Annotated in this window: 25 protein-coding genes and 1 pseudogene; 16 read left to right on the top strand and 10 right to left on the bottom strand. The window is 70.2% G+C overall.

The annotated features are described in order from the left end of the window. Window positions 1-78 precede the first annotated feature (78 nt). The 3 genes from ACWESM_RS29540 to ACWESM_RS29530 are packed head-to-tail and all read left to right on the top strand — an operon-like array spanning window position 79 to window position 1,973. Window positions 79-1,101 carry an iron-containing redox enzyme family protein gene (locus ACWESM_RS29540; RefSeq protein WP_452494533.1) on the top strand — a complete coding sequence of 341 codons (1,023 nt, stop codon included), beginning with the start codon at window positions 79-81 and terminating at the stop codon, window positions 1,099-1,101. A 31-nt stretch (window positions 1,102-1,132) separates the two neighbouring features. After that, the gene (locus ACWESM_RS29535; RefSeq protein WP_355080568.1) at window positions 1,133-1,786 is read left to right on the top strand and encodes a HemK2/MTQ2 family protein methyltransferase; all 654 of its coding nucleotides are present in this window, start codon (window positions 1,133-1,135) and stop codon (window positions 1,784-1,786) included. Beyond that, window positions 1,764-1,973 (top strand): CDGSH iron-sulfur domain-containing protein, encoded by a 210-nt coding sequence (locus ACWESM_RS29530; protein WP_355080570.1) that lies wholly within the window; start codon window positions 1,764-1,766, stop codon window positions 1,971-1,973. Before ACWESM_RS29535 ends, ACWESM_RS29530 begins: the two co-directional genes overlap by 23 nt. 7 nt (window positions 1,974-1,980) lie before the next feature. Here the strand turns inward: ACWESM_RS29530 and ACWESM_RS29525 are convergent, their stop codons facing one another. Next, the gene (locus ACWESM_RS29525) at window positions 1,981-2,469 is read right to left on the bottom strand and encodes a CinA family protein (protein WP_355080571.1); all 489 of its coding nucleotides are present in this window, start codon (window positions 2,467-2,469) and stop codon (window positions 1,981-1,983) included. 135 nt (window positions 2,470-2,604) lie between these two features. Between ACWESM_RS29525 and ACWESM_RS29520 the strand changes: the two genes are divergently transcribed. Continuing rightward, window positions 2,605-3,105: a hemerythrin domain-containing protein gene (locus tag ACWESM_RS29520; protein WP_364434943.1), complete on the top strand. Its 501-nt coding sequence runs from the start codon at window positions 2,605-2,607 to the stop codon at window positions 3,103-3,105. 53 nt (window positions 3,106-3,158) lie between these two features. On the opposite strand, the gene ACWESM_RS29515 is transcribed toward ACWESM_RS29520, so the two are convergent. Both ACWESM_RS29515 and ACWESM_RS29510 read right to left on the bottom strand, forming a co-directional pair. Beyond that, window positions 3,159-3,770, bottom strand: coding sequence for a flavodoxin family protein (locus tag ACWESM_RS29515; RefSeq protein WP_355078052.1), 612 nt, complete (start codon window positions 3,768-3,770; stop codon window positions 3,159-3,161). 12 nt (window positions 3,771-3,782) lie between these two features. After that, on the bottom strand, window positions 3,783-5,258 hold the full coding sequence (locus ACWESM_RS29510; RefSeq protein WP_364434947.1) for an aminotransferase class I/II-fold pyridoxal phosphate-dependent enzyme: 1,476 nt from the start codon (window positions 5,256-5,258) through the stop codon (window positions 3,783-3,785). A gap of 169 nt (window positions 5,259-5,427) precedes the next feature. Between ACWESM_RS29510 and ACWESM_RS29505 the strand changes: the two genes are divergently transcribed. From ACWESM_RS29505 to ACWESM_RS29490, 4 genes are all read left to right on the top strand, one after another. After that, a complete protein-coding gene (locus ACWESM_RS29505) occupies window positions 5,428-6,618 on the top strand; it encodes an alcohol dehydrogenase catalytic domain-containing protein (protein ID WP_364434950.1) in 1,191 nt (396 codons plus the stop codon). Window positions 6,619-6,710: 92 nt separating this feature from the next. Continuing rightward, the gene (locus ACWESM_RS29500) at window positions 6,711-11,315 is read left to right on the top strand and encodes an HAD-IC family P-type ATPase (RefSeq protein WP_452494529.1); all 4,605 of its coding nucleotides are present in this window, start codon (window positions 6,711-6,713) and stop codon (window positions 11,313-11,315) included. Between the two features lie 166 nt (window positions 11,316-11,481). Then, complete coding sequence (locus ACWESM_RS29495; protein WP_452494528.1) at window positions 11,482-12,042, top strand: hemerythrin domain-containing protein; 561 nt, start codon at window positions 11,482-11,484, stop codon at window positions 12,040-12,042. A 38-nt stretch (window positions 12,043-12,080) separates the two neighbouring features. Further along, window positions 12,081-12,920 carry an SDR family oxidoreductase gene (locus ACWESM_RS29490; RefSeq protein ID WP_355078047.1) on the top strand — a complete coding sequence of 280 codons (840 nt, stop codon included), beginning with the start codon at window positions 12,081-12,083 and terminating at the stop codon, window positions 12,918-12,920. 67 nt (window positions 12,921-12,987) lie between these two features. On the opposite strand, the gene ACWESM_RS29485 is transcribed toward ACWESM_RS29490, so the two are convergent. From ACWESM_RS29485 to ACWESM_RS29475, 3 genes are read right to left on the bottom strand one after another with little or no spacing between them, the layout of a single operon-like run. Then, window positions 12,988-13,218 carry a DUF6480 family protein gene (locus tag ACWESM_RS29485; RefSeq protein ID WP_355078046.1) on the bottom strand — a complete coding sequence of 77 codons (231 nt, stop codon included), beginning with the start codon at window positions 13,216-13,218 and terminating at the stop codon, window positions 12,988-12,990. Window positions 13,219-13,227: 9 nt separating this feature from the next. After that, window positions 13,228-13,344 (bottom strand): LPXTG cell wall anchor domain-containing protein, encoded by a 117-nt coding sequence (locus ACWESM_RS29480; RefSeq protein WP_355078045.1) that lies wholly within the window; start codon window positions 13,342-13,344, stop codon window positions 13,228-13,230. 49 nt (window positions 13,345-13,393) lie between these two features. Next, a complete protein-coding gene (locus ACWESM_RS29475; RefSeq protein ID WP_364434960.1) occupies window positions 13,394-13,774 on the bottom strand; it encodes an inorganic diphosphatase in 381 nt (126 codons plus the stop codon). Between the two features lie 178 nt (window positions 13,775-13,952). Here ACWESM_RS29475 and ACWESM_RS29470 point away from each other — a divergent pair, with 178 nt between their 5' ends. The 5 genes from ACWESM_RS29470 to ACWESM_RS29450 all read left to right on the top strand — a co-directional run bounded on the left by ACWESM_RS29470 (window position 13,953) and on the right by ACWESM_RS29450 (window position 17,959). After that, complete coding sequence (locus tag ACWESM_RS29470; RefSeq protein WP_397276533.1) at window positions 13,953-14,894, top strand: esterase/lipase family protein; 942 nt, start codon at window positions 13,953-13,955, stop codon at window positions 14,892-14,894. After that, on the top strand, window positions 14,891-15,454 hold the full coding sequence (locus ACWESM_RS29465) for a TetR/AcrR family transcriptional regulator (RefSeq protein ID WP_397276531.1): 564 nt from the start codon (window positions 14,891-14,893) through the stop codon (window positions 15,452-15,454). The genes ACWESM_RS29470 and ACWESM_RS29465 overlap by 4 nt, the downstream gene beginning before the upstream one ends. 92 nt (window positions 15,455-15,546) lie before the next feature. Next, window positions 15,547-16,170 carry a hypothetical protein gene (locus ACWESM_RS29460; RefSeq protein WP_364434969.1) on the top strand — a complete coding sequence of 208 codons (624 nt, stop codon included), beginning with the start codon at window positions 15,547-15,549 and terminating at the stop codon, window positions 16,168-16,170. A gap of 155 nt (window positions 16,171-16,325) precedes the next feature. After that, on the top strand, window positions 16,326-17,105 hold the full coding sequence (locus tag ACWESM_RS29455) for a helix-turn-helix domain-containing protein (RefSeq protein WP_355078040.1): 780 nt from the start codon (window positions 16,326-16,328) through the stop codon (window positions 17,103-17,105). After that, window positions 17,102-17,959 carry a fructosamine kinase family protein gene (locus tag ACWESM_RS29450; protein ID WP_452494523.1) on the top strand — a complete coding sequence of 286 codons (858 nt, stop codon included), beginning with the start codon at window positions 17,102-17,104 and terminating at the stop codon, window positions 17,957-17,959. The genes ACWESM_RS29455 and ACWESM_RS29450 overlap by 4 nt, the downstream gene beginning before the upstream one ends. A 13-nt stretch (window positions 17,960-17,972) precedes the next feature. Here ACWESM_RS29450 and ACWESM_RS29445 read toward each other — a convergent pair whose 3' ends face one another. The 3 genes and pseudogenes from ACWESM_RS29445 to ACWESM_RS29435 form a co-directional block, all read right to left on the bottom strand. Beyond that, window positions 17,973-18,848, bottom strand: coding sequence for a TIGR03619 family F420-dependent LLM class oxidoreductase (locus ACWESM_RS29445; protein WP_355078038.1), 876 nt, complete (start codon window positions 18,846-18,848; stop codon window positions 17,973-17,975). Between the two features lie 127 nt (window positions 18,849-18,975). Next, complete coding sequence (locus ACWESM_RS29440; protein WP_364434976.1) at window positions 18,976-19,479, bottom strand: VOC family protein; 504 nt, start codon at window positions 19,477-19,479, stop codon at window positions 18,976-18,978. Next, window positions 19,476-20,062: pseudogene (locus ACWESM_RS29435) on the bottom strand (SDR family NAD(P)-dependent oxidoreductase). Before ACWESM_RS29435 ends, ACWESM_RS29440 begins: the two are co-directional and overlap by 4 nt. A 76-nt stretch (window positions 20,063-20,138) precedes the next feature. Between ACWESM_RS29435 and ACWESM_RS29430 the strand changes: the two are divergent. Further along, the gene (locus tag ACWESM_RS29430; RefSeq protein ID WP_355078036.1) at window positions 20,139-20,777 is read left to right on the top strand and encodes a TetR family transcriptional regulator; all 639 of its coding nucleotides are present in this window, start codon (window positions 20,139-20,141) and stop codon (window positions 20,775-20,777) included. A gap of 12 nt (window positions 20,778-20,789) precedes the next feature. Here ACWESM_RS29430 and ACWESM_RS29425 read toward each other — a convergent pair whose 3' ends face one another. Next, a complete protein-coding gene (locus ACWESM_RS29425; RefSeq protein ID WP_452494520.1) occupies window positions 20,790-21,041 on the bottom strand; it encodes a hypothetical protein in 252 nt (83 codons plus the stop codon). Window positions 21,042-21,281: 240 nt separating this feature from the next. On the opposite strand from ACWESM_RS29425, the gene ACWESM_RS29420 reads away from it, so the two are divergent. Together ACWESM_RS29420 and ACWESM_RS29415 are read left to right on the top strand one after the other, a co-directional pair. Continuing rightward, window positions 21,282-21,461, top strand: a complete 180-nt coding sequence (locus tag ACWESM_RS29420; protein WP_355078034.1) for a hypothetical protein — start codon at window positions 21,282-21,284, stop codon at window positions 21,459-21,461. A 131-nt stretch (window positions 21,462-21,592) separates the two neighbouring features. After that, the gene (locus ACWESM_RS29415; RefSeq protein ID WP_355078033.1) at window positions 21,593-22,891 is read left to right on the top strand and encodes an NtaA/DmoA family FMN-dependent monooxygenase; all 1,299 of its coding nucleotides are present in this window, start codon (window positions 21,593-21,595) and stop codon (window positions 22,889-22,891) included. Window positions 22,892-22,911 lie beyond the last annotated feature (20 nt).

The raw sequence follows: 22,911 nt of genomic DNA, 5'->3' as shown, positions 1-22,911 counted from the left end.
CGCGTCTGCGGGGACGGCCACGGCATTCTTACCGCGCCGCGCCGCGATAACAGCGCTCGACGGGGGTAAACGATCGGTATGACGGTCACGATAGGCGCTCCGAAGCAGGACCTGCCCCGCCCGCGCGGCGAGCTGTCGGAGGCGGTGGTGCAACTGCTGGGCAGCCGATCAGGTGGTTCGGTGCCGGTGCCGGTGCCGGGCTCGGTGGACCCGTACGGCGAAGACCTGCATCTGGCGCTGCACACCTGCTACGAACTGCACTATCACGGTTTCGCGGCCGTCGACGCGGGATGGGAATGGGACCCGGGTCTGCTTGGGCTGCGCGCCGCGCTGGAACAGCGATTCCTGCGCGCGCTGCGCGAGGACGTGCCCGGTGGCGACGATCTCGACGCGGAGCTGGAACGGTTGCTGGTGACGCCCGCCGACCCGGAGGGGCTGAGCCGTTTCCTGCGCGACGAGAGCGAATGGTGGCAGATGCGCGAATACTTCGTGCACCGTTCGATCTATCACCACAAAGAGGCCGACCCCTACGCCTGGGTGATTCCCCGGCTGCGCGGCCAAGCCAAGGCGTCGCTGGTGGCGGTCGAGTTCGACGAGTTCGGAGGCGGGCGCGGCGAGCGCGTGCACGCGCAGCTGTATGCCGATCTGCTGGCAGGCGCCGGGCTCAACCCGGACTATCTGCACTATCTGGATGTGGTGCCCGCGCCGATGCTCGCGCTGATGAACATGATGTCGCTGTTCGGGCTGCACCGGTCGTGGCGGGGCGCGCTGGTGGGGCATTTCGCCACGGTGGAGATCACCTCGCCGCCGGGCGCGCGGCGCCTGGTGGAGGCGCTGGAACGTTTGGCCGCCGACCCCGCGTGTCTGCTGTTCTACCGCGAGCACGTCGAAGCCGACGCGGTGCACGAGCAGGTCATGCGCACCGGCGTGATCGGCGATCTGCTCCGGCGGGAGCCCGAGCTGACCGAGTCGGTGGTATTCGGTATCCAGGTGACGAACCTGCTCGAGGACCGATTCGCCGATCATGTGCTCGACGCCTGGCGCGCGGGCCGCAGCTCGTTGCGGGAAACCGGCAGCGGGACGGTCAGCGGGGGTGATTGAGTACCGCTGGGCGGGCTATCCGGCGAATGTGATGTTGATTCGACCCCCCGGTGTCTATCCGCCGCAGCTGGACACCTGGCTGCTCGTCCGCGCTCTGTCCGAGGCGGGTGTTCCGAGCGGCGGGCACGCGGTGGACGTGTGTACCGGCACCGGCGCCTTGGCCGTCGCCGCCGCGTACGCGGGAGCCTCGAAGGTGACGGCGGTGGACGTGTCCAGGGCCGCGGTGGTGTCCGCCTGGCTGAACTGCCGGATGCGCGGTATCGAGGCCGAGGTGCTGCGCGGCGATTTCACCGCGGTCCTCGGGGGGCGCAGTTTCGACCTGGTGCTGGCCAACCCGCCGTATGTCCCGGCCCCCGTGGGGGCCCACACGCGCGGCATCGCTCGCGCGTGGAACGCGGGTTCCGGGGGCAGGGCGGTCCTCGACCAGTTGTGCGTGGCGCTGCCCGCCCTGCTGAAACCGCGTGGTGTCGCGTTGATCGTGCATTCGGCGCTGTCGGATCCGGATACGACGCTGGCCCAGCTACGCGAGCGAGAATTGAAGGCCGCTGTCGTGGCCAGGGCGACCGTGCCGTTCGGGCCGGTGCTGCGCCGCCGCGCGGACTGGCTGGAATCGGCCGGGCTGATCGGACCCGGCCAGCGTATGGAAGATCTGGTGGTGATCCGTGCCGACCGAATCCGGCAATGAGCAGTGGCGGCGAGTGACGCTCACCGCCGACGGCCCCGCGTTGATCGAGGGCCCGGTCGAGTTCGTCACCGCGGACGGCCGGACGGTGCGCTCCGACCGGTTCCTGGTGGCCTTGTGCCTGTGTAAGCGCTCGAAGAACTACCCGTTCTGCGACACCAGCCACCGTAAGCATCGCCGTTCGTCGTGACCGCGGGTCACTTCGGCGAACGGTCCGAGCGCAGGTCGCGCACGGTGTCGAGCAGCGCCTCGGCCGCGCAGGCGGTGGTCTGCTCGAGCACGTCCTCCGGTTCCCCGTCGAACTGATGGTGCCATGCGCGCACGTCGTGCTCGGTGGCGATCGCGAACCACACCGAGCCCGGCGGCTGTCCGTCCTGCGGGTCGGGACCGCCCGCGCCCGTGACGGCAACGGCGACAACGGCATTCAGCAGGCTCCGGACACCGGTGGCCATCGCTTCGGCCGCGGGACGTGACACGACCGGCACATCGGGCACCCCGAGAACCGTTCGCTTGACCTCCGAGCTGTAGGCGACGAGGCCGCCGCGAAACCAGGTGGAAGAGTCGGGCGCGGCGCCGAACGTGGCGCACAGCCTGCCCGCGGTGAGCGATTCGGCGACCGCGACGGTGGTTTCCGAGCGCTGCGCCAATTCGGCCAGCTCGTGTGCGTAGTCATCGGCGTGGGGCATCTTCGTCCTTCCTGTGCTGTCCGCGGCTCACCATACGACCCGCCGAGGGTCCGGCCGCGCGGCGGACGTCGCGGTTTCGGGGGCACGGCGCCGGGAATGTCGGCAGAGAACCGGCCCCGACGCAAGGAGAAAACGATGACCACCGACGCGATCGTGCTGCTTCGTGACGACCACAAGGCGATCCGAAAACTCTTCCGGGAGTTCGAGAAAGCAGGCGACGACGCCATCCGGACCAAGGCGAACGTGGTGAACAAGATCATTGCGGCGCTCACCGTGCACACCTATCTCGAGAACGAGTGCATGTACCCCGAGGTGCGCAAGCTCGTCCCCGAGCTCGAGGACGACATCTTGGAGTCCTACGAGGAGCACCACGTCGCCGACGTGCTGGTCAGCGAGCTGGCGACGATGAAGCCCGACGACGAGCACTTCACCGCCAAGACCACCGTGCTGATCGAGAACGTCGACCACCATATCGATGAGGAGGAGAACGAGTGGTTCCCGAAGGTGCGGGAACGCCTGGGACGTAAGCAGCTCCAGGAGATCGGGGCGCGGCTGCAAGAGCTCAGGAAGAAGGCGCCGACCTCGCCCGCGCAGCCGTCGGCTTTGAAGAAGGCCGTCGACGCCGTGCTGGCCTGATCCGGTCGGTCGCGCCGACACCCGTGGAGGTGTCGGCGCGACGGGCGTGGGAATCATTCAGCGGGAGGGTACTGCTGGGCGCCGAGCACCCGGGCCAGGTGCGCGGCGTTCCTGGCCAGCGCCGCGGTCGCCGAAGCCACCGCCTTCGGCACCGAGTCGAGGTCCTGATAGTCGGTGCCGCCCATGGCCTGATCGTTCCAGTACGTGCACCCCTGTGCCGGGATGGTGAATCCGATGTCGTTGAGCCCTTGATACAGGTCGGCGACGATCTTGTGCGCGCCGTCCTCGTTGCCGACGACCGCGACCGTGGCCACTTTGCCGACCATGGCGGGACGACCCGCGTCGTCGGTTTCGGACAGTTCGGCGTCCAATCGCTCCAGCATCCGCTGCGCCACCGACGACATGTGCCCGACCCAGGTGGGGGTGGCCACCAGCAGGATGTCGGCCGCCGCGATCCGTTCGCGGATGGACGGCCACTGGTCGCCGGGGCCTTCGTCGGCGGTCACTCCGGGTAGCACGTCGTAGTCCACCAGCCGCAGCACCGTGCCCTGCACGTCGTGTTCGGCCAGCTCGTCGAGGACCTGCCGGGCGATGACATCACTGCTGGATTCGGCGGGGGACTTCTTCAGCGTGCACACCAGGGCGAGCGCGGTCGGTCCGGCCATGAAAGAAACCTCCTACGTTTCGGTTCGATCGCGGGCGACGACGCGGATCGTGCGCAGCCGGGAGTCGGCCGCGTCGGGGACGTTCATGCCCGCGTCGAGCCCGGTGCGCAGGTAGTCGACGACGGCGGCGTCGATGCGCTCGCCGGGTATGACCACCGGAATGCCCGGCGGATAGGGCGTGATCTGTTCGCCGGCGATCCGGCCGACGGCGTCGCGCGCGTCCACGGTCTCCACCGGGCCGAAGAACGCGTCGCGCGGCAGCATCACCGAGTCCAGTTGCAGGTCCTCGGGCGAGGGCAACCGGATGCGTGGCGGCCGCGGATCGCTCAGTTGGTCGCGCCACGCGGCGATGCCGTCGACCAGGACATCGATGGTGTCCTTGTCGTCGGCGAGCGACAGCGTGGCGAGCAACCGGCGGTGATCGGTCAATCCCATGTCGATGCGGCGGTGCTCGCGCAGCCAGTCAGCGGCCTGATAACCGCTGGCCCCGGTACCGGAGACGTCCATGAGGACCTGCAACCGGTCGAGGTCGTGGGAGGCTTCGACACCGAGCAGTTCGTCTTCCAGCACCTTGATGCCGGGGATCTCGGCGAGCCGTCGCCTGGCCTGTTCGGCTACGCGCAGCGCGGAACCGAGCAGTTCCTGCCCCCGCTCGACCATCTGCCTGCGCCAGCCGTCGAGCGCGGCGTAGACCAGCACGTTCGGGCTGGTGGTCATCAGCAGGTCCGCGCATTCGCTGAGCCTGATCGTGTCGACCAGATCGCCTTGGACGTGGAAGACCGAGCCCTGCTCGAAACCGGCGCCCATCTTGTGCACGCTGACCACACACAGGTCCGCCCCTGCGTCCATCGCCCAGGTCGGCAGGTCGTCGTGGAACGGCAGATGCGCGCCCCACGCCTCGTCGACGATGAGCGGCTTGCCGCGCTGGTGACAGACCTCGGCGATGCCGGCGATGTCCGCGCAGGTGCCGTAGGGACTCGGGCTCACGATCAACGCGCCCGCGGCGTCGGGGTGTTCCTCCCACGCCTCGGCAACCTGCCGCGGCGAGGGCGGGTGGGCGAAATGCTGCTCGGCGTCCCAGCGCGGGGTGATCCAGTGCGGCTGGACACCGGAGAAGATCAGCCCGGCGACCACGGATTTGTGGCTGTCGCGCGCCACCAGCAGGCCGCCGTCGTGACCGCCCGCCACCGTCATCATGGCCGCCTTCACCGATAGCGAACTGCCGCAGGTGGAGAAGAACGCCGATTCCGCGCGCACCGCGTCGGCCATGAGCGCTTCGGCGCGCGACAGATAGCCACCGCGCGAGAGCCGGTCGTCGAGCCCGGCGACGGCCAGGACATCGGAGCCGAAGGCGTCGCGGCCGATCACGTCCAGGACGCGTTCGTCGGTTCCGCGTCCTTGCCGATGCCCAGGGGGCGTGAAGCCGTACCGGCCCAGCCGGTGATAGTCGGCGAGGGCTTCCAGCAGGGGAGCTCGTGAATGGTCCACGGTTACCGCCTACCCCGAATCCGCGGCGGCACACATCCGGCGTACCCACCGCACACCGAGCCCGTGGCCTGCGGTGTTGCCCCACGGCAAACCCCGGCGCGGTCGTTTCGGGCACAGGTGTCCGGGTAGGACGGGGACAAGTACCGACCCCGACCGAGGAGCCGCGCGGATGAAGGCAGTGACCTGGCAAGGGCGACACAAAATCGCCGTGGAGACGGTGCCCGATCCTCGGATCGAGGCCCCGACGGACGCGATCATCGAGGTCAGTTCCACCGGCATCTGTGGATCCGACCTACACCTGTACGAGGTGCTCGGCGCCTACATGAGCAACGGCGACGTCCTCGGCCACGAACCCATGGGACGTGTGGTGGAGACCGGTTCGGCCGTCACCGGGCTGGAACGCGGTGACCGCGTGGTCATCCCGTTCCAGATCAGCTGCGGCGCCTGTTACATGTGCCGCACCGGGCTGCCCACCCAGTGCGAGACGACGCAGGTCCGCCGATACGGCTGCGGCGCCGCCTTGTTCGGCTATTCGAAGCTCTACGGGCAGGTGCCCGGCGGCCAAGCCGAGTATCTGCGGGTGCCGCACGCGGACGCCACCCACATCACCGTGCCCGACGGACCGGCCGACGACCGCTTCCTGTACCTGTCGGACGTGCTGCCCACCGCGTGGCAGGCCGTGGAATACGCCGGGGTGCCCGACGGCGGGTCGGTGACCGTGCTGGGTCTGGGCCCGATCGGGGACATGGCCTGCCGGGTGGCCGCGCATCGCGGCTATCGCGTCATCGGTGTCGACCGGGTACCCGAGCGGCTGGCGCGGGTGGCCGAGCGCGGCATGGAAGTGATCGACCTCGACGCCGTCGACGAGCCGCTCGGCGACATCATCCGCGGCTGGACCGACGGCCGGGGCACCGACTCGGTGATCGACGCGGTGGGGATGGAAGCCCACGGGTCGCCGATCGCGTCGATGGCCCAGCGCTCGGCGGCGTTCCTGCCCGATTTCGTGGCCCAGAAGGTGATGGACACCGCGGGCGTCGACCGGCTCGCGGCACTGCACTCCGCCATCGACATCGTCCGTCGCGGCGGCACGATCTCGGTGATCGGCGTCTACGGCGGCATGCTCGACCCACTGCCGATGCGGGTGTTGTTCGACAAGCAGATCCAGCTGCGGATGGGCCAGGCGAACGTCAAACGGTGGGTCGACGACATCATGCCGCTGCTGCGCGACGGCGACCCGCTGGGCGTGGACACCTTCGCCACCCACCGCCTCCCACTGACCGATGCGGCGCAGGCCTACGCCACCTTCCAACAGAAGACCGACGGCGCGGTGAAGATCGTGCTCGACCCGACCGCGAACTGACCGGCGGAGCGGGTCCGCACCGGACCCGGCGGCGGTGCCCGCACCGCGGCCGCGGACGGTTTGCTCTGCGCATGCCTGGGTAGCTGCCGTGTATGAGCTTCTTACTACGCGGAGTCGTCTCACCGTGGTGGCTCGAGGCGCCGACCTCCGTTGCGGCGGAGATGGCCCGCGCGAGCGTGGAGAAGGCCGTCGATGTGGGAATGAAGGCGGCGCAGGCGCCGGTGCAGGCGGTGGCAGCGGGCGCACGGGCAGGCGTGTCGCTGCTGAATCTGGGCAGTAACGAGGAGTTGCGCGACGAGTTGGCCGCGCTGATCGACCCGCACGCGCTGCGCTCCCGGCGCCGGGTGGCGCTCAACGAGGACCGGGTCACCGTGGAGGTGCGCGGCCTGGACTCCGGCAGGAGCGGAGACATCACCGAGGCGCTGCACCGGACGCTGGACCGCCGCCGCGATGTGCGTTGGTGGCGGGTGAACGCGGTGACCGGCCGCGTCGTGGCCGCTCTCGAGCACGGTGCGGCCGACCTGCCCGCCCTGGTGTCGGCCATCGAATCCGTCGAGACCGATACCGCGGTCGGCGATCTGGACTGGAGTCGCGGCTGCGAGCACCCGGGGGACCGGGAACCGCTGCTGGCGGCCGGGATCCAGGTCGCGGGCGACGTGTGCGCGATCGGGTTGTCCGCCATGAGCGCCGTGCTGCCGTTGCGCGGACCCGCCCGTGTGTTGCGCGCCGCCGCCGCCTTCGTCGACACCCAGCCCCGTCTCCGCAAACGGCTCGAGGATCAGCTCGGCCGTCCACGGACCGATCTGGTGCTGACCACGGCGAACGCGATCGGCAACGCCCTGGGCAACAGTGCGGCGGCGGGCACGGCGAATCTGGTGATCGACGCGGTGCACCGCGGTTTCACGCTGACCGAATCGCTCACCCGCTACGTGCGATGGCAGGACTGGGAGGCCGAGATCGACCGCCGCCCAGCGGAAGTGTGCGACCCGCTGACCCCGCCCGACCGTGTGGTCGACATGCCGCAGGGCCCGATCGAACGGGTTGCCGACGAAACGGCCGCGGGTGCGCTGGCGGGCGCGGTCACCTCCGTCCTCGGCGGACGTGGCCTGTTCGGCGCGGCCGACGCACTGGAACTCGGAGCCCCCAAGGCGGCGCGGGCCAGCCGCGAGGCCTACGGCGCGCTGGTCTCCACGATGCTGGGCCGCGCGGGTGTGCTGACGCTGCACCCGCGGGTGTGGCGGCGGCTGGACCGACTGTCGGCGCTGGTCATCGATGGAGAATCGCTGCTGACCACACGGCGTCTGGTCCTCGAGGCCGAAGCGAGCGACCCGAGATGGTCGGTCGCCGAGGTATGGAGCGCGAGCCAGCGGCTGCTGTGGGAGCACGAGACCGGCGAAAGCCGCGACGACGCGCAGCCCGACGACACCGGCCGCTACCTGTCGGCCGGCGGCCACCGCAGACTGGTGCACCCCGCGACCGGAAAACCCGACGACGGTGTGACGCGCCGCCCAGTGTGGCGCGAACTCCACGACAACGGAACACCGGTCGGGCGGGTCCTGGTCGGCCGGGAACTCGACCGGCGGGCATACGCGCTGCTGGGCCGGGCGCGCAGCGCGGGCCTGCGCGTGACGCTCGCCGCGAGCGCCGACGCCGCCGAGTTGCGGTCCATGGCCGACGAATTCGTCTCCCCGTCCACGTCGATGAGCGGGCTGGTGCGCGCTCTGCAGCAGGACGGTCACGTCGTCGCCGTGTTGAGTCCCCGCGCGCACAAGGCGCTGGCCCACGCCGACGTCGCGATCGGTCTGGCCGTGCGGGAGGACAACGCGCTGCAGATGCCGTGGACCGCCGACGCGGTCTGCCGCGACCTCGCACAGGCCGACCGCGTCCTCGCCGCCGTCGCTCCGGCCCGTCAGGTGAGCGAACGCGGCCGATCACTGGCCCTGTCCGGCGCGGCGCTGGGCGGTCTGCTGCTCGCGGTCGCCCCGGACAGCGCGGGCCGCTCGTCGCCCATGACCGCCGCCCACTACACCGGTCTGCTCACCGGCGCCTACACCGGATGGCGTTCGGCGCGCACCGCCCCACCGGCCACGCTCGCACCGTTGTTGCCCTGGCACGCCCTCGAACCCCAAGAGGTGCTGAGCCGGTTGCCGCGGCCGCTCGCGGTGCCCGAGCGCGCCCGGCCCGGCGCGGTCGCCCGCATCCCCGGCGTGAGCGTCATCGCGGCGGCGGCGTCGTTCGCCGGTCAGTTGCGCCGGGAACTCGCCGATCCGCTCACTCCGATCCTCGGCGTCGGCGCGGTCGCCACCGCGGTGCTCGGCGCGCCGTCGGACGCGGTGCTGCTGTCGTCGGTGCTCGGCGTCAACGCGCTGGTCTCCGCCTGGCAGCGCCAGCGCGCGGAGAACGCGCTGTTCCGCCTGTTCGAAGGCGAGCAGCTCAGCGCCCGCGTGATCGACCGCGCCGATCTCGACACCGCCGAACCGCGCGAGCACCTGGTGCCCGCCGACCTCCTCGAACTCGGCGACGTGATCGTGCTGCGAGCCGGGGAAGTGGTCCCCGCCGATGCTCGGCTGCTGCGCGCGGACGATCTGGAAATGGACGAATCCGGCCTCACCGGCGAATCGATCACCGTCGAGAAACAGGTCGCGGCGACCCCGGGCCGGGCGCTGGCCGAGCGCGCCTGCATGGTCTTCGAAGGCAGCACCGTGGTCAACGGCACCGGGCGAGCGATCGTCGTGGCCGTCGGTCACGACACCCAGGCCGGCCGCGCCGCCGCCGGTGCCATCCCGCCGGAAAAGGCCGGTGTGCAGGCGCAATTGCGCCGCCTGACCGACCGGGCCCTGCCGTTGACGCTCAGCGGCGGCGGCATCGTGACCGGACTGGGCATGCTGCGCGGCAGGCCGCTGCGCACCGCGATCGCCGATGGCGTGGCGGTCGCGGTCGCCGCGGTCCCCGAAGGACTGCCGCTGGTGGCCACGGTCGCTCAGCTCGCCGCCGCCCGCAGGCTGTCGCGACACGGCGTGCTGGTGCGCGCCAGCCGCACCGTCGAGGCACTGGGCCGGGTGGACACCCTGTGCTTCGACAAGACCGGCACCCTCACCGAGGGGCGGCTGCGCCTGACCACACTCGCCGATCTCGACGAGCAGTGGCCCGCCGACGCCGACTGCGAGCACGCGCACCGCCTGCTGCGGGCCGCGACCCGCGCCTGCCCCGATCCCGCCGAGGGCCCGATCGTGCACGCCACCGACCGCGCGGTGGTCGAGGCCGCGGCCGAGGCGCTCGGCGACGACCCCCGCCGCTGGGACGCGATCGAGGAGATCCCGTTCGAATCCAACCGCGGCTACGCCGCCACTCTCGGTCACACCTCCCGCAAACTGCGGCTGATCGTGAAGGGCGCCCCCGAGGTGGTGCTCTCGCGCTGCACCGGCGTGCGGATCGACGAGACCGACCATCCCTTCGACGACCGCCTGCGTGAACGCGCCGAACAGGTGGTTCGCGATCTGGCCGAGCAGGGCTTGCGGGTGCTGGTGGTGGCCCGGCGCGACCTGCCGACCGAACCCGACGACGTCGAGGCGGCGGTCGCCGAACTGAGTCTGCTCGGATTCATCGGCCTCGCCGACGCCCCGCGCCCGCAGACGGTGCCGCTGGTCACCGCGTTGCAGCGCAACGGAATCAGCGTCCGCATGATCACCGGCGACCACCCGGTGACCGCGGCGGCGGTGGCCCGCCAGCTCGGCATCGAGGCGGGGGAGGTGGTGACCGGCGCGGATCTCGACCGTCTGGACGAGACCGCGCGTGCGGAACTGATCGAACAGAGCACGGTGTTCGCTCGCGTCAGCCCGGAACACAAGGTGCGCATCGTGGCGGCGCTGCGCCGCGCGGGACACGTGGTCGGGATGACCGGCGACGGCAGCAACGACGCCGCCGCGATCCGCACCGCCGACGTCGGAATCGGTTTGGCCGCACAGGGTTCGGTCGCCGCCCGCAACGCCGCCGACATGGTGCTCACCCATCCCGACCCCCTGGTGCTGCTGCACGCCCTCGTCGAAGGCCGCGGCATGTGGCAGCGGGTCACCGACGCCGTCGGCGTGCTGGTCGGCGGCAACGCGGGCGAGGTCGCCTTCACGCTGTACGGCACCGCCGTCAGCGGCCAGGCGCCGCTGGGCACCCGGCAGTTCCTGCTGGTGAACATGCTCACCGACATGTTCCCCGCCATGGCGCTGGCGCTGTCGCGGGAACGGGACGCGGTCGATCCCGACGACACCGACGACCCGCAGGCCCAAGCGCAGCGCGCGGCGGAGCGGCTGGCCGAACTGCCGCCCGCGCGCCTGGGCCCCGACCTGCTGCACACGCTCGGCGTGCGCGGCGTCGCCACGGCCACCAGCGCCTCGGTCGCCTGGACCCTCGGCCGGATGACCGGCACGCAGCGCCGCGCCGCCACCATCGGCCTGGTCGCGCTCATCGGCACACAGCTGGGTCAGACGCTGGTCTCCGGTTACCGCAGCCCGTTGGTGTGGCTCACCACGGCCGCCAGCGGTGCGGTGCTCGGCGCGGTGGTGATGACACCGGGACTGTGCGGCTACTTCGGTTGCCGCCCGCTGGATCCGGTCGGCTGGGGGATCGCGACCACCTGCGCGACGACCGCCACCGTCGCCGCGGTGCTGGTTCCGCGGCTGCTGCCCCCACCGGAATCGGAGTAGCAGCGGCGCGCTGATTGGCGTCCGTCCGCCCGGGTACCCGCCGGGCGACGGGCCTCGCCACGGGCACATGATCCCCGGTCCGCGCGGCGACCCGGCGGCCGGTCGCCCAGGGCACGAAAACCTGAGCCCACGAACGCATTCCACGACAACAGAAACGAGTGTTGCGATGACCGGCCAGGATGTCGTCGACCTGCTCACCGCCCAGCACGAGGAGATCCGCACGCTGCTGGCGCGACTGAAGTCGGGTAACGACGGGAAACAGGACTTGTTCACCGAGTTGGTGCGGTTGCTGGCCGTGCACGAGAGCGCCGAGGAGGAGGTCGTGCATCCGGTCGCCGGACGGGCCCGGTTCGGCGCCGACGCCGACATCGTGCAACCGCGGCTGGAGGAGGAGAACGCGGCCAAACGCGCGCTGGCCGACCTCTACGACCTCGGGGTGGACCATCCCGAATTCGATGCCCGGCTCGCCGAATTCGCCGACGCGGTGGACGAGCACGCCGCGCACGAGGAGGCCGAGGAATTCGCTCTGCTGCGCGCCCAGTTCTCCAGCAGCCAGCTCCAGCGGATGGCCGGATCGCTGCGGGCCGCCGAGGCCGTGGCGCCCACCCGGCCGCACCCGCACGCGGGGGAGTCCGCGCTCGCGAACCTGGCGGCGGGCCCGCCGCTGGCGCTGTTCGACCGGGCCCGCGACGCGGTGCGCGACTGGCGCCGCCAGCACGACAGCTGAACCACCCACAGCCCCGAAACGCCAGAAGGAGGACCGACATGGGGTTTCCCGAGCAGCAGCAGAAAGTCCCCGGTATCCAGGCCAAGATGACTCCGGTGCCGGATTGCGGTGAGGACAGCTACCGCGGTTCCGGCAAACTGACCGGCAAGGCCGCAGTCGTCACCGGCGCCGACAGCGGCATCGGGCGGGCGGTGGCGATCGCCTACGCGCGTGAAGGCGCGGACGTATTGATCTCCTACCTCGACGAGGACGAGGACGCGAAGGAAGTCGCCGATCTGGTGACGCAGGCCGGACGCAAAGCCGTGCTCGTGCCCGGCGACCTGTCCGAAGCCGCCCACTGCCGCGCCGTCATCGACCGGGCAGTGCGGGAATTCGGCAAGATCGACGTCCTGGTGAGCAACGCGGCGTTCCAGATGACGCACGAGACCCTGGAAGAGATCAGCGACGAGGAGTTCGAGCACACCGTCAAGCTGAACATCAACGCCTACTTCTACCTGGTGAAGGCGGCGCTGCCGCACATGCCGCCGGGGTCGTCGATCATCGGCAGCTCTTCGGTGAATTCCGACATGCCCTCGCCCACCCTGGCTCCGTACGCGGCGACCAAAGCCGCCATCGCGAACTTCTCCGCCAGCCTCGCGCAGCTACTGGGTGAGCGCGGGATCCGGGTCAACAGCGTTGCGCCGGGACCGATCTGGACTCCGTTGATCCCGTCCACCATGCCGGTGGAGAAGGTCACCCACTTCGGGGACGACACCCCGCTGGGCCGCGCCGGTCAACCGGCCGAACTGGCGCCCACCTATGTCATGCTGGCCTCCGACGACGGCAGCTATGTCTCGGGCGCTCGGATCGCCGTCACCGGCGGCAGGCCGATCCTGTGACCCTCGGCGCGCGATAGCCCCACGGTCGGCCGATCTCCCGGATCGGCCGACCGTCGGTGGCGGCGGGTCACAGCATCGTCACCACGAGCCCGACCGCGACGGCGACGAACAGCAGGATCACCAGCGCCCCGATGAGCATCGCCAGCACGCCGGTGACCGGGAAGTGGTGTCGGGTGCTCGGCTCCGGCGCGGACAGACCGGACGTCTGCGGGGTGTCCGGTGGTGTGGCGCCGGGCGACACCCCGCCGCCGGGTTCCAGGTCGGGAGTTTTCGCGGGGTCGGGGTCCATCGCGTTCATAGCCGCTCCCTACTCGCCGTCGTTTCCGGGTGCCTCGGGTGCGTCGGGCCGTTTGCCGGACCTCTTGCGATACAGGATCACCGCGCCGACCAGCACCGCGAGTCCGAGAATCACCAACAGTTCCATGGCAGGGGCCTACCCGGTATCGGCGTGCCCAATCGAGAGGGGCTGCCGGTCACCTGCCGATGATCACGTAGTGACCGGCGGTCTCCTGGAACTCGACGGCGTCGGCGATCACCGCGTCGTCGAGCGCGGGGCTGCCGTCCGCGACGACGAGCAGCTTGTCGTCATCGTCGTAGAACCGGTGGATGATCCCCACACAGCGTCCGCGGGCGAAGACCAGAGGTTCGGACGGTCCGAGGAAATACCCGTCGAGTTCTTGTCCGTCGGGGGCGCGGGTGAGCGGAACGTATCCGTAGTTGACGAGATAGCGGAATCCGCATCGCGGATGGTGGCTGCCGTACGGGCGGTCGATGACCAGATCCACTGTGCGGCCGAGGAATAGACGCGCCAACCGCAGCGATTCGGAGTCCTCGAGTTTCACCGGATCGGTCACCCGCCCCAGGCTACGGCAGATCGATCATGCCGTGGCGCGCGAGCCACGACGGAGCATCACACCGGGCGGCGGCAGGCCGGTCGATCGGGCGCTCCGCTTCGCCCTTCCCGCCCGGCCGCGACACCTGTACGCTATGACCGACCGGTCGGTCATAGCGTGTTCAGTGAAGGAGTAGCAGGTGCGAACCTTGCTTCGATTTGCCGCATCGACGGCCACCGCCGCGGTGTGCCTCCTGGGAGCCGCGCCCGTCGCCGGGGCGCAGGAGCCCGCGAGCGTTCCCTACAGCTATCTGGCGGGGTTGGCCGCGCAGCTGGCGGCGCCGGGGGCGCCCCCGCCGGGAGCCAACGATTGGAGCTGCCACCCGGGTGCCGCACATCCGAATCCCGTGGTGTTACTGCACGGCCTGGGCAACGAGACGGTGAGCTGGCAGACCCTGTCGCCGTTGCTGGCGGCCGCCGGTTACTGCGTGTACACCACCACCTACGGCACCGGTGCGTTCGGTCCGGCGCTGGGCGCGGTGGCGCCGGTCCCCGAGAGCGCCCGCCAGATCGGAGCGTTCATCGACCGCGTCCTCGCCGCCACCGGCGCGGCGAAGGTCGATGTCGTGGGGCATTCGATGGGCGGTGCGGTGCCGTTCTACTACTTCCACCACCTCGGCGGCGCCGGAAAGGTCGCACGCCACATCGGGCTGGGCGCTCCTTATCACGGGTCGACGCTCAGCGGCGCCGACACCGCGGCGAAGCCCCTGCGGGATCTGCCGGGCACCGCGGACGCCATCGCCGACTGCGGCCCCTGCCAGATGTCGCCGGACTCGCCGTTTCTGCGGGAGTTGAAAGCGGACGCCCGGCTGGTGCCCGATGTGCAGTTCGTCAGCATCGTCAGCCGCTACGACGAGATCGCCACGCCCTACACCACCGGCATGCTCGACGGGCCGAACGCCCGCAACATCGTGCTGCAGGACCTGTGCGCCACCGACTACTCCGAACACTACGGGCTCACCTCCGATCCGGTCGCGGTGCGCGAAGTGCTCGACGCGCTGGATCCCGAGCACGCCCGGTCGGTGGAATGCCCGGTGGTCGCGCCGATCGTCGGACCGCTCACCTCGGTGGCCGGGTCGTGAGGTCGGCCGAGCCCGGCCGCAAGGCACTGCTGCACGCGGGCCGCACCCTGCTGGGGGAGGCGGATCTGGCCAAACTGTCGGTGAACGCGATCGTCGCGCAGGCGAACATGGCCAAAGGCAGCTTCTATCAGCACTGGTCCAGCCGCGGAGACTACATCCGAGCGCTGCACCACGCTTTCCACGAGGACTTGTTCGCCCAGGTGCTGGACACCGTCTCCGGCACGCCGCCGGGTATCGAGCGGCTGACCGCGGGTATGCACGCCTACCTCGACGGCTGCCTGGCCCAGCCGGCGACGAAGGCGCTGCTGATCCAGGCGCGCTCCGAAGCGGGCCTCGGTGAGCAGGTCGCGGCGCGCAATCGGCAAGCCGCGCTGGTCATCACGGACGATCTCGCCGCCGCCGGGTGGGCGGACCCGGAACCGGTCGCGACGCTGATCGTGGCCGCGATCGCCGATATCGCGCTCGCGGAGCTGACCGCCTCGCGGACCCGCCCGGACCTGCGTGCGGCCTTGGTACGTCTGGCCACCGGACACCGCGGCAACGGGATAGCCGAACGGTAGCCGAGGCATTGCGTGTGGGCGTGGGCTGGAGGAAGGTGAGTATGTCCGGTGGCGCCACCGGGGCGCCGCCATGAGCATTCGGGAGGTGGCCCGTGTACGCACGTTCCAGCACAATCGCGGCCCAGCCGTCATCGATGGACGACGGGATCGCATACCTCCGCGATGAAGTGATGTCGAATCTGCCGGAGCTGCAGGGGTGGGTCGGCATGTCGTTGCTGGTGAACCGGTCGACGGGACGTTGCATCGCTACGACCTCGTGGGAATCGCAGGAGGCATTGCATGCCAGCAGAGGACGGGCCCAGCAACTGCGCGACGGCCTGGCCCGCCGACTCGGCGGCGAGGTGGAGCGCGTCGAGGAATGGGACATCGCGGCGATGCACCGCGACCATCCCGCCGGCGACGCCGCCTGCGCCAGGTGCAGTTGGGTGCAGGTCGACCCGGGGCAGGTCGAGCGCCTGATCGACACGTTCCGGATGGAAGTGCTGCCGCAGATCGAGACGCTCGACGGATTCTGCAGCGCCAGCCTGTTCGTCGACCGGGACAGCGGCCGAGGGGTGGGCGCGATGGTGTGGGCGACTCGCGAGGCGATGGACGCCACCCGCGAGCACAGCACTCGGATCAGGAGCGCGGCGACTCAGCGGGTCGGCGCCAACGTGCTCGAGGTCGGGGAGTTCGAGCTGGCGTTCGCGCATCTGCGCGTCCCCGAAATGGCCTGACAGCGCCCGAGTTCCGGCCGGAGCACACGCTTCCGGCCGGACATTCGTGTTCCCGCGCGGGCACGGCGACCGGAACGGCCGGGACGCCGCAGGTATCGGCGGCCCTTACCCGAGAGGTAATGGCCGCGACGGCCGGCCGTTCGTAGGATCGGGGCGTGACTACCCCAACGGCAGGTGACCTGCTGCGACATTGGCGCCTGGAACGCAGGCTCAGCCAGCTGGAGCTGGCCGGACGGGCCGACACCTCGGCGCGGCACCTGAGCTTCATCGAAACCGGGCGCGCCACCCCGAGCCGCACCATGATCGTGCACCTGTCGGAGCATCTGGAGATCCCGTTGCGCGAACGCAACCGCGTCCTGCTGGCCGCGGGCTACGCGCCCGCCTACGCGCAGCCCGGTCTGGACACTCCGGCCATGAACGCCGTCCGCGGCGCCATGCGCCAGATCCTCGCGGGCCACGAGCCCTACCCCGCGCTGGCCATCGACCAGAACTGGACGATGATCGACGCCAACAGCGGCGTGGCCGTGCTCATCGCGGACATCGATCCGGCACTGACGAAACCGCCGGTGAACGCGCTGCGGCTGAGCCTGCACCCCGACGGTATGGCCGGCCGCATCCGCAACCTCGCCGAATGGCGTGGCCACATCCTCGCCCGTCTGACGCGCCAAGTAGAGGTCACCGGCGCCAGAGACCTGGCCGACCTGCTCGAGGAGCTGCGGTCCTACCCCGGTGGCGAAGTGGAGCTCACCGTGCCCGAACCCGACCAGGCGGTGGTGCCGCTGCGGATCGAGCACGACGGCAACGAGTTGTCCTTCCTCAGCGTCACGACGGTGTTCGGCACCCCGATGAACGTCACCGTCGCCGAACTGGCCATCGAGTCGTTCTTCCCCGCCGACGAGGACACCATGAAACGGCTCACCGCGGGCGCCCGGTGAGCCGCGCGGCCCAGCTGTCGGCCCTGCTGGACGCGCCCGTCCGCGCCGTCACCGATCTCGGCGCCCGCCACGCGTGGACGCTGCACCGCGCCGAAACAGTCGACGGCAGAACCGTTTTCGTGAAGGCTTCGGCCGAGCCGACATCCGTCTTCGCGGCCGAAGCTGCGGGCCTGTCCTGGCTGCGCGCCACCGCGCCCGACCCGGCCGGGGCCTTGCTGCCGCAGGTCCTGGCCGCCGACGACCGGACCCTGGTGCTGCCCTGGCTGGAGGAGACCGGACCCACCCCAGCGGCCGCCGAGCGATTCGGCCGTGAACTGGCCGCGTTGCACGCCGCCCGCGCCGAGCAGTTCGGGGCCCCGTGGGAAGGCTGGATCGCGAGCCTGCCACTGCCCAACACCCCGACCGACGGCCCGTGGTCGCGGTGGTACGCCGAGCAGCGCCTCGCGCCCTACCTCGCTCGGGCGTCGGCGGCGCTCGGCGCCGACGGCACCCGCCTGATCGAACGCGTCATCGATCGCATCGATGAGCTGGCCGGCCCCGCCGAACCACCGGTCCGCATCCACGGCGATCTCTGGTCGGGCAACATCGTGTGGACGCGGGAACGGGCGATGCTCGTCGACCCCGCCGCGCACGCGGGCCACCGCGAGACCGATCTGGCCATGCTCGCCCTCTTCGGCGCTCCACACCTGGACCGTATCCGCGCCGCCTACCACGAAACCCACCCGCCGGCCGACGGATGGCGCACCCGCACGCCGCTGCACCAGCTGCATCCGCTGCTGGTGCACGTCGCGCTGTTCGGCGCGGGCTACCGAGCGCGGACCCTCGCCGCGGCCGCCGCCGCGCTAGGGTCCTGACCCGCACCCGGCGTCACCCGTCGACCCGGGCGATGACCTTCTCCGCGAAGCGGGACAGGTTGGCGATCTTGGTCTCCAGCGGCTCGGTGTCCTGTTCGGTGGTGTAGGGCAGCCGGAAGCCGACGATCACATCGGTGACCCCTTTGTCCTCGAGACGTTTGATCCCGTCGACAGTGAAACCGTCCAGCGAGATGACGTGCACCTCGAAGTCCTTGCGGGTGCCGTACTCCGCGCGCAACGTGTCCAATTCGCCCAGCAGCCGGTCCAATTCGGCGCCGTCGCCACCGGCGTGCATCCACCCGTCGCCGCGCTGCGCGGCCCGGCGCAACGCGGGCCTGCTGTGGCCGCCGATCAGGATCGGTACCGGTTCGGTCGGCACCGGGCTGATCTTGATCGGCGGAATGTCGTAGAACTGCCCGTGGTATTCGAAGTACCCGCCTGCCGAAAGTCCGCGCACGATGTCGATGCATTCGTCCATCCGCGCGCCGCGCTTGTCGAACGGCACTCCCATGATCTCGAAATCGTCCGGCCACGGGCTGATGCCGACACCGAGCCCGAACCGGTTGCCGCTCAGCGCGGCCACCGACGCGGCCTGCTTGGCCACCAGCACGGGCGGGCGAATCGGCAGCTTCAGCACGAACGGCGTGAACCGCAGCGTGGTGGTCACCGCCGCCATCGCCGCGCTGAGCACGAATGCCTCGACGAACGGCTTGTCCTCCAGGAACTCCCGGTTCCCGTCGGGGGTGTAGGGATATTTCGCGTCGGACTCCTTCGGGTACGCCACGCTGTCGGCGACCGCCATGGAGGTGTAGCCCGCCTCCTCGGCGGCCTTGGCCAGAGCGAGGTAATACGACGGGTCGGTCATCGTCTCGGCGTAGGTGAAACGCATGGTGCCTGCCTTCCTGGCGCGTCGAGCGCGCCGCGCGGGTCCCGGGCGGTTGCCGAGACGTGAGGGGAACTGCCGCAGGCGCGACCGTGGCGCCGCGACGGCATCGCGGACTGCCGTGGGTCGCCGCCTACTGCCATGGGTTGGTGAATCCTTCCGGAATCAAATGGTCGAACAGCGCTCGCATCTGCGGTGACAACCGCAGCAGTTCGATGTGCGAGCCGATCGGCCCGCCCTCGAGATAGGCGAACTCCATCCCGACGCCATCGAACCGGCCGCGCGCGGTGATCTCGATACCGGCCGCGGCGGCCTCGGCGAGCGCGGCGTCGTAGTCCTCGGGCACCCACGCGGCGTGATGCAGTCCGGGGCCGACCCGATCGAGATGCTCGGCGTACAGGCTCACCCCGCCACGCGGCTCGATCAGCTCCAACTGCTGGCCACCCGCATAACCGAGCGCCACACCGATCGTGTAATCGGCCGGCGCCCCGCGCAATTCGGCCGCATCGGGCCCGAAGTGGACCTCCGGAATGGTGAACCATTCACCGACTCCGTACCGGGTGGTGAACGTCTCACGAGCCGAAGCCAGATCACCCACCACCCAGCACAATTGGAAGATCGGGCCGCCTGTGATCATCGGCGGCCTCCGAGACGGCTCAGCAGACCCGGACACCACCGGTGTGCGATGTAGGGCCGGTTCTTCCGCATGCCACGCAGGATGTGCCGCGCGGCCCGTTCGGAGCCGGTCATCCCGATCGGCGTCCGGCGCAACGGTTCGCGATAGGAGTACCCGGGCAGGTCGATCCCGGAATCGACGATGTCGGTCGCGACCCCGCCGGGCACGGCCACGCTCACGCGGACACCGGCGGCGGCCGCTTCCACGCGCAGCGCGGTGCTGAGCCCGACCACCGCGTGCTCGGTCATCGCGTACGCGGCCGACGGCGCCACCGGCGTCAATCCGGCCAGCGACGCCACGTTGACGATGTGGCCGGAGCCCTGCGCGCGCATCAGTGGAGCCCCAGCTCGGCCACGGCGCCGTGCACCAAGCGGCGCATCTGGTCGTCGTCGGAGACGTCGACGACCTGGGTGTGGATCGCGGTATCGGCGGCCGGCCCGACCAGCCCGGCGGCGTCGATGTCGGCGGCCACCACCGCGACGCCCCGCGCGGCCAACAGGCGGCACAGTGCGGCGCCGAGGCCGGACGCGGCACCGGTGACCACCGCCACATTATCCACGCCGTTTAATTAATCATCTGTGTTTAACATCGTCAATACTCGTGTTTAGTAGAGTGCGTGCATGCCGAGCGACGAATCGCGCACCGCCTTGCTCGACGCCGGAGAACGCCTCATCGCCGAACGCGGCCTCGACGTGCCGCTGCGCGACATCGCCGCCGCCGCGGGCCAGCGCAACAACTCCGCCGTGCACTACTACTTCGATTCGCGCACCGGACTGATCGAGGCCATCGTCGAGCGCCGGATGAACTGGCTCGAACAGCGGCGCATGCAGCTGCTGGCCGCCCACGAGGCCGACGGCCGCACCAACGACGTGCACACCCTCGTCGCCATGCTCGCGACCCCGATCCTCGAACTGCTCGGCCACGACCGGGTGACCCATCTGGGCCGGTTCCTGGAAGTGGTACGCACCCATCCCGTCGTGGCGGACGCGCACCGTCTGGCCGACGCCGACCGCGCCGCCGTCCGCATCATCGCCACCCGCCTCGACGCCGCGCTGACCGCTCTGCCGCGGCGGCTGCGCAGGCAACGCCTGGAAACCATGGCCACCGTCATGTTCGCGTTGATCGCCGACTACGAACGCACCCTGGAAGCAGGGGTGCGCACCGCCCACCCCGGGGACGCCGCGGAGATCGTGGACATGATCGTCGCCATGCTCACCGTGCCCGTCCCCGAGCGCACGGCCACCGCGCCGGGGCACTGACAACGGCACCCCTCAACCCAGCACCGGCCGTGTACCCGGGGTGACGACCAGCTGCCGACGCACTTGCGGCCCCGCGGTATCGGGGAACCGTCGGTGCAGCCGGTCGATATAGCGGCGCACCACGCACAATTCGCTGTACAGCGCGTGCCGCGCGGCGGGATCGTGGCGGTAAGTGGATTCGATGTCCCGCGCCAACGTCCGGGCCTGCCGGGCCAGCAACTCCAAGAAGACCCGAGCCTGGGCGAGGTCGGCGTCGTATTCCATTCGGTAGGCCGATCTGTCGTTCGATTCCTGTATCGGTCGCCCAGCGCTCCCCGTGCCGCGGTCCTCGGCCGATCGGAGCAGAACATGATGCTAACCGAGCCTCAGCCCCTCGGTCGCCGAAACGGAACCGTTCGACCGCTATCGCCTGGCGATCACGTCCGCACTCGTCGACCGAACGCCATCGGCGGGGATGCGCCGTGCCGGACTCGGTCGGATACCGCTCGCGCGTATGGTGATCGTATGGGCGTCATCGGGGAGCTGTTTCCTGGCAAGAAGCTGAACCATGAGGGCAGCGAGGACAGCGACGGGCAGACCCATACACCGCGGTTCGACATCGATCTCGACACCGGAGTGGTACGGGTGCCGCGCGCGGACCGTACACCCGCCGAGGACCACGGCGACGGGCGAGAACAGGCCTAGGATCGGCCCCGGTGTACGAAGCCATGCCACATCACCTCTGTGGCACCGCCCCGCAAATTCCGCTCGGACAGAAAACATCTCGCTGATCGCAACCCGTTACGACAGCGGTGCGCACCGGTAGCGTCGCCGCAATGGGCAAAGTTGGTGGGCGACGACGGCCCCTGAAGACCGTCACGGGAGTCAGCGGTGCGGTCAGCGTGTACGCGGCGGCCATCGATCCGTCCGCCACGACGATCGCGTCATCGATCGAGATCGCGAAAATCGCCGAACAACACAAATTCGACGCCCTCTTCGCCGCCGACCTGCTCAGTTTCGGCGCACAAGGCGCCATCGGCGCCCAGGAACCGTTGATCTTCCTGTCCGCGCTGAGCGCCGTCACCTCGCACGTCGGCCTCATCGCCACGGTGACCACCACCTTCCACCACCCCTACAACCTCGCCCGGCTCTTCGGCACCCTCGACCACATCAGCAACGGCCGCGCGGCATGGAACGCGGTGACTTCCTCGGTGGGGGAGGAGAACTACGGCGACCAGGATCTGCCGAGCCCCGAAGACCGGTATGCCCGCGCCACCGAATCCCTCGAGGTGGTCAACGCCCTGTTCGACAGCTGGCAGTCCGGCGCGCTGACTCCCGACGGGCGCGGCGGCGCGATCCTGGACGCCACCCGCGTGCGGCCCATCGATCACGCCGGGCGGTACTTCACCGTCCGTGGACCGCTGAACATCCCGCCCCTACCGCAGCGCAGACCCGTGCAATTCCAGGCCGGGCAATCGGCGGGCGGCATCGAACTGGGCGCGCGATTCGCCGAGGTCGTGTTCACCTCACTGCCGACGCTCGAAGACGCGGTCACCTACACCAAACGCATTCGCGCACGCGCGAGTGAACTCGGCCGCGCCGAAGGCCTGCCGCTGATCATGAGCTCGTTCCACGCCACCTACGGCGCCACCGAAGCCGAAGCGAAGCGCCTCGCGCGGGAACAGGCCGAGGCGACCGACTTCGAAGCGGGACGCGCCGCCCTCGCCGACATGCTCGGCGGCGGCGTCGACCTGTCCGGCCTGCCGCTGGACAAGCCCCTCCCGGACAACGTGCTCCCCGACGTGGCATCCGTGCACCGCCGACGCGGCCGCGTGGAGATCTTCAGCAACTTCGCACGGTCGGGAAAGACACTGCGAGAGCTGATCATCGCCGCCAAAGACACCGGCCACTGGGCCGTCGCGGGCACCCCCGAACAACTCGCCGACGCGATCGAAGAACGCTACGACGCAGGCGTTCTCGATGTGATCTCCCTCGGCGGACTCGCCGACGAACGCACCCGCGACTTCGTCGTCAACGGACTGCTGCCCGAACTACGCCGCCGCGGCATTACCGGTTCCGACTACGTCGGCGCGACCTTCCGCGAAAACCTCGAACTACCCCCGCTACCGGACTGACACGTGCGGCACGCAGCCGC

The organism is Nocardia sp. NPDC003999, from assembly GCF_053604885.1.
Note: the sequence above shows the minus strand (reverse complement) of the source record. Positions and strands in the feature narration are given on the sequence as shown.